The following is an 11,588-nucleotide window of genomic DNA, read 5'->3' as shown; positions in this document are numbered from 1 at the left end:
TTGCGTCGGGGGTATAAAAAGGAGTCGATTCGCTTTTGTAAAATGGATCAGTTCAATACTCATTTTATGAATCAACCAGACAACTCAACGCCCGGCCAGATTGCCGGTGCGGTGGATTCGCCAACTCCAGATAAAGGGGGTACGTCACGGCGTCAATTCATTCAGGCTGGCGCTTTGGCCGCCACCAGCTTCCTGATTGTTCCCCGTCACGTATTGGGCGGCAAGGGCTTCATCGCTCCCAGCGACAAGCTCAACATTGCGGGTGTTGGTTTCGGCGGTAAAGGTTTTAGCGATACCAACAATTCCTATAACAACGGTGCCAATAACATTGTAGCCCTTTGCGATGTAGACTGGGGACTGGCCCGCGTTAAAGAAAATTTCACGAAGCACCCCAATGCGAAACGCTACAAGGACTTCCGCGAAATGCTCGATAAAGAAGGCAAATCCATTGATGCCGTAACCGTTTCGACAGCTGACCATACACACGCTGTTGTTGCCATGGCAGCGATGCAGCGTGGAAAACACGTATACGTGCAGAAGCCCCTGACACACAACATTTACGAAGCCCGGATGCTAACCGAAGCGGCCCGTAAATACAAAGTCGTTACGCAGATGGGTAATCAGGGCTCGTCGAACCCACAGCAAAAACAAATGGTAGACTGGTTCGACAAAGGGCTCCTGGGAACGGTGCATACCGTTAATCTCTGGACAAACCGTCCAGTCTGGCCTCAGGGCATTCCGGTGCCACAGCCAGCTGGTGAAACTCCCGTCGATCTGGATTGGGATCTCTGGCTCGGACCTGCTCAAAAAGTGGGCTATACCCCTGCCTATCACCCATTCAAATGGCGCGGCTGGTGGAATTTTGGCGCTGGCGCTCTGGGCGACATCGGTTGCCACATTATGGATACACCTTTCCGCGTTCTCGGACTTGGCTATCCAACCGAGGTTGAAACCAGTATCGGTCAGGTATTCCTGAAAGACTGGACACCGGAGTATATTCCGGAAGGATGTCCGCCATCGTCGCACGTGGAATTAAAATTCCCGGCAACGGCCAAAAATAAATCGGTCGTAAAAATGATCTGGGAAGATGGTGGTATTCGTCCATTCCGCCCCGATATGCTGCCCGAAGGAGAACCGATGCCCGAAAATGGTGAAAACGGTGTGCTCATCCACGGCGATAAAGGCTTACTGATTTGTGGCATGTATGGCGAAGATCCAAAACTCTACACCAAAGATGGCCAGAAAATAGTGGGCGATCCGAAACCCAAACCAGCTGATGGAAGCAAGCCCCTGCCCGAAAACGGTCACCAGGTGCTGTGGACAGAAGCCTGCAAAGCCGGTTTCAATAGCAAAGAGCACAAAGCACTTACCTCTTCGTTCGATTTTTCGGGTCCGCTTACGGAATCGGTTCTGATGGGTAACCTGGCCATTCGCAGCTATACGCTTCGTCAGGCTAAAGCCGACGGAAAAGGCTTTACGTATCCTGGCCGTAAGAAACTGATGTGGGATGGTAAAAACATGAAAATTACCAACCTCGACGAAGCTAACCAGTTTGTGAAACGCGAATACCGCGAAGGCTGGTCGCTGACAGCATAACAAAAGTGATTGAGTAAATGGGTAACTGAGCGGAAAGATTCTGCTTAGTTACCCATTTACCGTTATTACCCTCTCACAAACAAAGACTGCATCATTGTCCGAAGGCGACCGTTGGCAACGTAAGCCCAGATCAGGAGCATATACATTGAAAAATCCTGATAGGACACCGGCAATGGCGTGCTGTCGATATAATATTGCGTTGACGTAAAATCGAGCGTTGGCGTAAAACCCAGCAGGTTTTCATAACCCAGTACAAACGTCAGACCTAGTGCGTAGAACAAGTACTGTGGCTTTCGAAAGGCCCACAGAATCCCCGCCAGAGCAGTTGCTCCAAAACCAAGATAATGCTTCCAGGTGAGTGATAAATCAGTGGTCGTAGCCACGTAAACGGAATAAATCTGGACGGCGGCTAACACAATCAGGATTAAACCATAGCCATAGAATTCTTTCAATTGAGCACGCTGCATAAGCCAATACGTTTCTAAAGAGGAGTTTTCTAAACCTCAGAAGATTGGCTCGCAAGGGTTCCACAATCTAGTCAATTGTCGATCGCGGCACGGTGGCAAGCCAGCCTTCTGAACTATACGAATGATAAAAATACAATAAACTCCAATATAGATAGATTAAATATAGCTTATTTTTTTCGAGCACTTTCATTAAAAAATACTACTAATCCGTCTTTTCCGGCCACTACGATGTCATTTCGGCCGTTTTTGTGCAAATCGGCAACGGCAAAATAAATACCCGTTCCCTTGCCAACACCAGCTTCTCCAAAGGCAATATCATGTTTCACGAATTGCTTCCGGGCGGTGTCCCAGGTAAAATAATAGAGACCGACGGGATCATAGCTGCCCGGATCGTTGTCATTGTGTGCCCGAAAACGCTTACCCGTAACCAGATCAGGACGACCATCGCCCGTAATATCGATCCATTCGAGGCAGTGATACTGTGAGTTTTTATCGTCAATCAGGTGTTTGGTCCAACTGCGCTGCCCTTTACCATCCTTAGCCTGCTCGTACCAATGCAACCCATAGCTATGTCCCTGTCCAACAATGAGGTCGTTAAGCCGGTCGCCGTTCACGTCAGCCACAATTATGGGTACACTAGCCGTACCGAGGGCAAACTCCTTGTGTAATGTCCAGGGGCCACTTTCCCGATCAGCTGGGGCTTCGAGCCAGCCATCGCTCACAATAAAGTCGCCCCGACCGTCGGCATTGATATCACCAAATCCCAGGCCGTGGCCCTGCGTTGGGGCAATCGTGACCATTTTGAATACGCCCGGACTCGTTAATTTGACGTATTTCAATGGGTGATTCGGATTATTAGGCACAATTTCAACGGTGCCATCGCCATCGATGTCCCAGGCACGCGTTGTTTCAACATTGCCCACTTTACCGATCTCATGCAACGGCCAGGTGGGATTTCCTTTAACGGGTCCTGGATTTTCGACCCAGCGAAGCGTTTGATCAAACCAGCCACCCGTCACAAAATCGATCCGACCATCGGCATTTACATCGATTGGAATGGTCGAAAAGTCGTCGTAATACTGATCTTTTCGTGGTTCGTTGCCAATCAGATGCCGACGTCGGAAATTGGGACCTTCGTACCAGAAATCGCCGGAAACAAGGTCGAGTGTATCATTTTTATCGACATCAAAAACGCCCACAGATTCGTAACTTTCGGCTGCGACAAAATAGCGTTTGAAGTGGGTAGTTGGTTCTGGCGCAACAGAACCACCGATAATAAAGAGGACAAGCAGGCTAATGGCAATTCGTTGCATACTCGAATGTAGTTGACGGGTAGTTAGGAATAAGATAAATCCTTTTTTCGATGTAATTTACTTGCCTCTCCTATGGTCAATCGCTTCTTTTTGATTTTATGCTCCCTTTTAAGCTGCCAGACCCAGCCGCCTTTTCAGTATTCTGGCCATAAATTCAAAGGGGTCAATCTGGTCGCTCCCCCACGCCAACCCGACTCGCTGGCACTGGCACCCGTTCGGGCAATTGGTGGCGAATGGGTTGCTATTGTGCCGTATGGTTTCTGCAAGAAAAATGATCCACATTTTTTCTTCAGCGAAAACAGGAAGGAACAAAGCAAGTGGCAATGGTGGGGTGAAACAACGGCGGGCGTAGCCGGAACGGTGCAAATGGCCCGGAAGCAGGGGCTGAAAACGATGCTAAAACCGCATGTCTGGATGCAGGGCGGCTCTCACCTCGATCTTGAATTCTCAACAGAAGCCGACTGGCAAAGTTTCGAGCACGATTATGCGCAGTACATTCTGCATTTCGCCAAAATTGCAGACTCCTTACACATCGATTTATACTGCATCACAACTGAGCTTGACCGTTTCGCCGTTGCCCGACCCGCCTTCTGGCAAACTTTGATCAAGCAGATCCGGCAGATTTATAAAGGACAATTGACCTACGCAGCCAACTGGGACCGCTACGAACGGATTCCATTCTGGCAACAGCTGGATTTCATTGGTGTAGACGCTTATTTCCCGATTTCCGATAAGCGGGAACCATCGGTAGGTGAATTGACCAGAGGCTGGAAGAAACACCTAACCGTATTGCAGCAAATGAGCAGTCAATGGCAGAAACCAATTCTATTTACGGAATTCGGCTACCGAAGCTGCGATCACACAGCCCAACGCCCTTGGGAGTCCGAGACTGATTGTAAGCCCAATCCAACGGCTCAGGCCAATGCCTACGCAGCCATGCTCGAAGCGGTCTGGCCACAGCCGTGGTTTGCCGGTGGTTTTCTCTGGAAATGGTTTCTGGAGATTGAGCCGCGTCACCGGGAGCGCGACCAGTATAGCCCGCAAGGCAAGCCAGCCGAGCAGGTGTTGACGAAAAATTGGCAGAAGTAGAATCCCTGGTGCAAGCGTTGCGGACGTCGGCGTGATTTCCTGTAGCCGACCTCCATACTCATCGATAAGTGGTCCAAATGATGACAAACCTATAAGGTTTTTGACACCGCATCGGCGGCCCGGCGCATCGGCGGCCCGGCTTATAGGTTTAAATTGGCCGAGCACCGGTTCAATTTAGTCTAAATGACCGATGCCTAAATGAATTTTCAATTGTCTGATAATTCATTAATATTTAATGTTTTGACTCTATAGAACAAGATGAAACACGGCTACTTGATTGCTGTATTGCTGGTTAGTTTACAGATCAGTGGATTACCTGATGTATTTGCCCAGGTGCCGCAGACGCTTGATTCGGTTGTCGTTTATTTAAAACACCATACCAGTAAAGACACAAATTACGTCCGTGCGCTGAATGTAATGGGCCGCGAACTTCATTCGGGCGCCAATCCTGACTATGCAAAAGCTGACTCCGTATTGCAAGTATCGGAACATATTGCCACCCAGCTTCAATACGGTATGGGACTGGCAAAAGCCTATACCAATCGGGCGTCGATTTACTACCTGACCGGTCGGCCCCAGCAGGCACTGGACTATTTTCAGAGGGCACTGACAGCAGCCGAAAACCACAAACTAAACCCACGTTTTATTTGCGGAGCCATATCAAACGTAGCCGCAGCATTGAACAAACTACATCAATATGATAAGGTAGTCGCTATGCAACTTCGCTCGTTGCGCCTTCAGGAACAGTATAATGTACAGCCACGGATTGCCACTACCTATGGCGGCATTGGCAACGCTTATCGAGATCTAAACAAACCCCGCGAAGCCCTTTCTTATTATCAACAAGCGCTGGCATTGATGCACGTAGAAAAAAATACCAGTGGCATGGCCATTATCGAGAACAGCATCGGTGTATGCTATGATGGGCTGGAACAGTATGATAAGTCGCTGATTTACTATAAACTGGCCTTGAAGCATGCTACAGAAATTGAGTTTGCCCTGCTCCAGGCCGACATTCTGGTAAATATTGGCCTCGCTCTAAAATTAGCAAAACGCCCTCAGGAAGGCCTCCCATTTGTGGAACGCTCTTTAGCTATTGCCCAAAAGCAACAAAATAAAGAGAGTATGGCCAATGCTTATTTTAATCTGGGGCAGATCTATGAAGAACTAAAGCAATACACTCCCGCGGAGAAGCACCTGAAAAAAGCACTCGATTTGGTCACCGAGACCGGGAACAAAAAGAAGATTGCTGATTATACGCAGGGGCTGGCCGACCTATATGGCGGGATGAAAAATTTTCAGCAGGCCTACGTCTTCCAACTCGAAAAGAATAAACAGATTGACTCGACGACTGCCGTTCGTACCAGCGCTGAAGTCCAGCGGTTAGTTGCCCAATACAAAGCCGAAAAGAAAGAACAACAGATCAAACTGCTTCATCAACAGGCACAGCTCCGCGAAAAAGAACTGATCAATAAGAAATTGCAAACCAATGGGTTACTAATTGGCGGTGTCTTGCTTTTATTATTAGGCGCGGCCGTAAGCGCTTGGCTACTGAACCGGGCACGTCTTCGCCGACTGGAAGAAGCCCAGCGTTTACGAAAGCAAATTGCCCACGATTTACACGATGAAGTGGGCAGTACGCTGAGCAGCATTTCACTACTCAGTGGCATGGTCAATAGCCTTATTGCCCAAAAACGTCCCGAATCGGTTGAGCGGGCTGTTCAGAAAATTAACTCTGATGCCCGGCAGATTCTGGAGGCTATGGACGAGATTATCTGGACTATTAACCCTGGCAATGACTCCTTACAACGGATCGCTTTACGGTTACAGGAGTACGCACAACCCTTAATGGAGTCTAAGAATATTCGATTTTCGTTCGTAACGGACCCGGCTTTATATGCCGTACCGATTTCGATGGAAGTTCGACGGAGTTTGTATCTGATTGGTAAAGAAGCAATTAACAACCTGATTAAATACTCAGAAGCCACAGAGGCCACTGTCCGGTTTGAGCGGAAAAATAACCAGCTTCAGGTCCTGATCGAGGATAACGGCCGGGGATTCGATCCGGCCCAGCCAAGCCAGCGTACCGGCCAGAGCAGCATGAAGCAGCGGGCCGAAGCGATGGGCGGTATCTTAAAAATACACTCGTCGCCAGGACAGGGAACTCGTCTGCAACTGGTCGTCGGTCAGTGAGAGTCATACATTTATCCGATTTACCTGCATTAGTAGGCACGGTATTTTTGTCTGACAAGCAACGTCGGCCAAACAGGCTGTTCGTGTAGTTTTTCAGACAAATTTTCCTGCCTTATGAAATCGCTCAAATTCACCTTTATACTTTGCTTAGCCGTTGTTTCTCTGTCCTGTAGTAAAAAGGACGATACGATTGCGCCAGCCAGTACGAGCGTTATGACAGCACAGGTCGACGGGCAAGCGTTTACGTCGGAACAGGCGACAGCAACCTATAACAAAGCCACTAAAGACCTGACCCTGGTTGGGTATAACAGTGTTCACATGATGGGTTTTACGCTGGTAAATTTCACGGGCACGAGTACTATAACGCTGGTAGACATTAGCAAAACGGGCAGTACGGGGAATTATATCGATGTAAAAACCAACACCACCTATGCCAATAAAGAGGGCCGGACGGGGACGGTAACTGTTACAAAATTTGATGGAAGTATTCTTGAAGGAAACTTTTCGATGAAGACCTATAACTCGCAGCAAAAACGGGAAGTCGTCGTGACGAATGGCACATTTAACGTAAAAGTAGAAACTATATAACTCTATGATTCGCGTCTCAATTTTCGACGATAATGACTCCCTGCGTGAAACGCTGGCGCTGGTCTTCGATGCAACCGACGACCTGATCGTGACCGGTCAATACCCCAACGCGCTAACGGCTGTTGAAGACGTTTTATACAATCAGCCGGATGTCATTTTGATGGATATCGATATGCCCGGTCGTACTGGAATTGAAGCGGTTAAACTCATCCGGCAACAGACAACACGCCCTAAAATACTAATGCTGACCGTTTTTGAGGATGTTGAGCGAATTTTTGCTGCCATTTCGGCGGGGGCTGTTGGTTATCTGTTAAAGAAAACACCCGCCGATAAAATCATTGAATCCATTCGCGAAGTGATGAATGGAGGAGCAGCCATGACACCTTCCATTGCCCTAAAAGTACTGGAAGCCTTTCGGCAACCCAAGACCGATGCATTTCTGCTGACTGATAAAGAAAACGAGGTACTCCGGCGATTGGTGGAAGGAGATAGCTATAAACTTATCGCGCACCATTGTAACATCAGCATGGGTACGGTTCGCACGCACATTGTCAACATCTACGAAAAACTCCACGTCAACTCAAAGTCCGAAGCAGTAGCGAAAGCGTTAAAGACCGGACTATTCAAGTAAGCAAGCAGATTAGCCCTCAATTGCAGTACTTAATAGGCTGAGTTCCATCCATCCTCGTTTTGATTGCACAAGATCAGGAATCGATGGTATTTCCAATCTCAACGAAGCTCTTAAACAAGTGATGATGGAGGTGGCTAGAATAAAAACTAAGTGAATCAGAGCTTTTCTCAGAGAGTCATGCCTATTGGTAACCACACCACTTTTCTTCCACATCGACTATGCATTATACTGCTATCCGTCTGCTGCTTCTTTTGTGTAGTCTTTCCCCTGCTTTTGTCCCGGTTCTGGCTCAGGACTCAACCCGACGATGGAGCCGTCCGAACGTTCTGAAAACCAATCTCCTGGCCCCAATTTCCGTATTTTACGAGCGGGCATTGACCCCGCGTTTTGCCCTCCGTACCAGTATTCGGTGGTGGCAGTTTGGCATTGTTTCTAAAGATGAAAAGTTTGTCAATGCCACTCTCGAAGGAAAATTCTATACGGCCAAACTGGCACGACTAATGGCTAAGGGGCACCCAAGCGGCTTTTTTATCAATCCATATCTGAAAGTCCGGACGTTGCAGTATGTCAACGAAATTGGTTCCGGACCTAATAAAATCAGTGAACTTGATGAAATCAGGGTTAAATCAATTGGATTTGGACTGACTGTTGGGTATATGTGGGTACTAAAACGAGGGTTTGTTGTGGAGCTGGTTCATGGCGGAGGCTTCATGCCAGATGCGCTGACCAGCTTTGAACATACAATGCGCTACAGCACAGTAACGTCCGATTCTGGCCGGGATTACCTGATGCTGGACCTCCGAACGGGGGTTAGTCTGGGCTATGCTTTCTGAAGATTTTCGCGCTTCATTTCCGACATCCGTTCTTAACATATCGCTGTTCTGAAGGCCATTGCCCCCACCTGACGAATCTATTTCCTTACCATAAAACCGCTTATGCCGCTCCGATCTCTACAACTGTTTTTGCTACTGAATGCTACTTTAACAGCCTGCCAGCCGAAACGATCAACAACCGATCAGGCAATCAAACAACCGCATGCCGATTCGCAGGCAGTGGTAGGCTCAGCTCGATCTGATAATCCCGATCAGGTCATAGCCAACGATTTTTTAATCGTACCCGGCAAACAGGTTGGTCCTATCCGACCGTCGACCTCCGAAGCTGACCTGCTCCGACTTCTTGGGCCATCAGTCGTTACGGTAGGTGACACGTTATACGGGGCTGAAGGCGAAGAGTTTTTGGGCACTACGCTTTATAAAGGTACAGCCGACGAAGTACAGATTATTTATACCGATAACGAGAAACGAACCCAACCCCAGACAGTGCTTATTCGTCCGAAACGGTTCAATGACGAAGGTTTTCCTATTCCAAACGTCGCACCCACGCGCTGGATCACGGCCAGCGGATTACGAATTGGCACGACGTTAAAAGAGTTGGAAAAACAAAATGGCAAACCCTTCAAAATCTGGGGTTTCGAATGGGATTATGGTGGTATGGTGTCTACTTGGCAAGGAGGAAAACTGACACCATTGAACAAGAAGTCGTTTCTATCCATTTCGCTGGCAGCCCCCGTTACCAGAACCCCGGCGCAGGAGAAAGCGTATAAGGGACTAATGGGCGATAGTGAATTTCTTTCTTCGGTGGCTGCCATGCAAGTGCTCAATCCGTCGGTGCAGGGCATGCAGGTGAGTTTTTAGCCGCTGATAAATCACCCAAGTTCATTCGCATATGAATCCAGATTAATGCCCGTTGCCAGTGGTTAACCAATAGTATGATGATTCAGTGACAACTGGCTAGCAGCTATTCCTAACTATCCTTTGGGTAAAACTACGTACCAGCTAAAATAAAGGTCAGCTCATTTATTTTTCATACCACTGACTATCAGTTATATATAAATAAATTTTAATCATACGTAGTTTCCCTATCATACATTTATCCGATTGATGGGCGTTCGGGCTGTAGGTAGTTTTGACACAGGTTTTCGATAATACACTCAACCTTGTGTCAGGCAATGCGCTCAACTTTACTACTTGTCCTTTGCGGGTTTTGGCTGAGTTTTCCAACCCTGGCTCAGACCGATTTACCAACCTCCAGATCAGTACCGGTAAAAATATCGGGCGGCCTGAATGCTTATGCAGGTTTCTACATGGCCAGCGGTATTGCCGCCCGCAACCAAACATCGCCCTTCGGCCTGAGCGGTTCCGTAACCGTCGCATTGCCGGGAGGCATTTCATTACCGTTTTCGGCGGTGCTGGGCAATCAGGGGAATAGCTTTCGACAGCCTTTTAATCAATTCGGTGTTTCGCCAACTTACAAATGGGTCACTGCCCATGCGGGCTACCGCAACGTTAGTTTCTCGCCTTTTACGCTGGCCGGTCATACATTTCTGGGAGGTGGGGTTGAACTCAATCCCGGTAAGCTACGGCTGGGTGCCGTGTATGGTCGATTCAACAAAGCGATCTCTACAAATTTAGCTGAACCCGATATTATTTCGGCCTATCAACGTACAGGCTATGCCCTGAAGGTAGGCTACGGCACTTCCGGCAACTATGTAGATCTGATTATGCTTCGCGCAAAGGATGATTCTGCCTCCATTGTATCCGCACCACAGTCAGTTTCTCAAACCGTTTCACCCGCCGAAAATATGGTGGTCGGCATCACAACCCGGCTGTTGATTCTAAAACATATTACGATTGAGTTAGATGGTGCCCTGAGCGCCTATACCCGTGATGTACGGAGTACAGAAGTATCGGCGGAGGGCCGAAATTCGATTGTGCGTTTCTTTGGTAACCTGTTCACTCCCCGCCTGTCGACTCAACTTACCCAGGCGACTCAGGCAACCATTGGTTACCGAACAAAAAACGCCGGAATCAAACTACAGTACAAACGGATCGACCCCAATTTCCAGACCATGGGGGCCTACTATTTCCAGAGCGATATTGAAAGCTACGCCATTGTGCCCAGCCTTACTTTACTGGATGGAAAATTGCGACTTTCGGGCAGTTATGGTATCCAGTATGACAACCTGGCCAATAACAAAAACGCACGCACAGGACGAACAATCGGGTCGCTGGTAGTGGCCTACAACCCGGCAACGGCGTTTGGCCTCGACGTTCAGTTGTCGAACTACGGAATCAGTCAGCAAGCCGGTCTTCGGCCAGTTATTGACACGGTCCGGTTGGCGCAAAACAATTTTTCGGCAACGGTTAATACCCGCTACACGATTCAAAACGAAGATGTTGTCAATCTGTTTACGCTCTCAGCGACACGCCAGCAACTTAGCGATCTCAACCAGCGGACAGCCGCCTTCACCAACAATACGAATACAAACCTGAATCTGGGCTATTTCTACCAGCGTGTCAAAAACGGACTGGGCGGTAACCTGATGCTTTCGTATACGCAGGCCAATCTGGCCCAGGGTATGTCAACGAAATTTTACGGCCCCACCCTGGGTATCACCAAAGGCTTTCTTAACAATAAGGTAAGCACATCGGCCACGGCCAGCTACCTGATCAACCAGCAACCCGACCTCACCGGCCAAATCGTGAATGGGCAAGTCATTAATGCATCGGCCAATGCTGGTTATCAGATCGCCAAACGCCAGAATCTGACCCTGCAATTGCTGTATCTAAAATCAAACACAGGTGTTGCCGAGCAACGCTATAACGAACTTCGGGGGACTTTAGGCTATGGTATCTCTTTCTAACCACATCC

General features: G+C 48.4%; 10 protein-coding genes. 8 read left to right on the top strand and 2 right to left on the bottom strand.

Annotated features, from left to right (window positions below; translation table 11 throughout):
- The first annotated feature begins 66 nt into the window (after nt 1-66).
- Nucleotides 67-1,596 carry a Gfo/Idh/MocA family protein gene (locus GJR95_RS03595; protein WP_162384587.1) on the top strand — a complete coding sequence of 510 codons (1,530 nt, stop codon included), beginning with the start codon at nt 67-69 and terminating at the stop codon, nt 1,594-1,596.
- 65 nt (nt 1,597-1,661) lie between these two features.
- Here GJR95_RS03595 and GJR95_RS03590 read toward each other — a convergent pair whose 3' ends face one another.
- Together GJR95_RS03590 and GJR95_RS03585 are read right to left on the bottom strand one after the other, a co-directional pair.
- The gene (locus tag GJR95_RS03590; RefSeq protein WP_162384586.1) at nt 1,662-2,063 is read right to left on the bottom strand and encodes a hypothetical protein; all 402 of its coding nucleotides are present in this window, start codon (nt 2,061-2,063) and stop codon (nt 1,662-1,664) included.
- A gap of 167 nt (nt 2,064-2,230) precedes the next feature.
- Nucleotides 2,231-3,376: an FG-GAP repeat domain-containing protein gene (locus GJR95_RS03585; RefSeq protein WP_162384585.1), complete on the bottom strand. Its 1,146-nt coding sequence runs from the start codon at nt 3,374-3,376 to the stop codon at nt 2,231-2,233.
- 72 nt (nt 3,377-3,448) lie between these two features.
- On the opposite strand from GJR95_RS03585, the gene GJR95_RS03580 reads away from it, so the two are divergent.
- The 7 genes from GJR95_RS03580 (at nt 3,449) to GJR95_RS03550 (ending at nt 11,580) form a co-directional block, all read left to right on the top strand.
- On the top strand, nt 3,449-4,465 hold the full coding sequence (locus GJR95_RS03580; protein ID WP_162384584.1) for a glycoside hydrolase family 113: 1,017 nt from the start codon (nt 3,449-3,451) through the stop codon (nt 4,463-4,465).
- 258 nt (nt 4,466-4,723) lie between these two features.
- The gene (locus GJR95_RS03575; RefSeq protein ID WP_162384583.1) at nt 4,724-6,658 is read left to right on the top strand and encodes a tetratricopeptide repeat-containing sensor histidine kinase; all 1,935 of its coding nucleotides are present in this window, start codon (nt 4,724-4,726) and stop codon (nt 6,656-6,658) included.
- Between the two features lie 114 nt (nt 6,659-6,772).
- Complete coding sequence (locus GJR95_RS03570; RefSeq protein WP_162384582.1) at nt 6,773-7,246, top strand: DUF6252 family protein; 474 nt, start codon at nt 6,773-6,775, stop codon at nt 7,244-7,246.
- 4 nt (nt 7,247-7,250) lie between these two features.
- On the top strand, nt 7,251-7,877 hold the full coding sequence (locus GJR95_RS03565) for a response regulator transcription factor (protein ID WP_162384581.1): 627 nt from the start codon (nt 7,251-7,253) through the stop codon (nt 7,875-7,877).
- A gap of 218 nt (nt 7,878-8,095) precedes the next feature.
- The gene (locus tag GJR95_RS03560) at nt 8,096-8,710 is read left to right on the top strand and encodes a DUF3575 domain-containing protein (protein WP_162384580.1); all 615 of its coding nucleotides are present in this window, start codon (nt 8,096-8,098) and stop codon (nt 8,708-8,710) included.
- A 102-nt stretch (nt 8,711-8,812) separates the two neighbouring features.
- Complete coding sequence (locus tag GJR95_RS03555) at nt 8,813-9,571, top strand: hypothetical protein (protein WP_162384579.1); 759 nt, start codon at nt 8,813-8,815, stop codon at nt 9,569-9,571.
- Nucleotides 9,572-9,885: 314 nt separating this feature from the next.
- Entirely contained in the window at nt 9,886-11,580 is a 1,695-nt protein-coding gene (locus GJR95_RS03550) for a hypothetical protein (RefSeq protein WP_162384578.1), read from the top strand.
- The last annotated feature ends 8 nt before the right edge of the window (nt 11,581-11,588 follow it).

Source organism: Spirosoma endbachense, assembly GCF_010233585.1.
GTDB lineage: Bacteria > Bacteroidota > Bacteroidia > Cytophagales > Spirosomataceae > Spirosoma > Spirosoma endbachense.
This window is presented reverse-complemented; position numbering and strand designations above follow the sequence as displayed.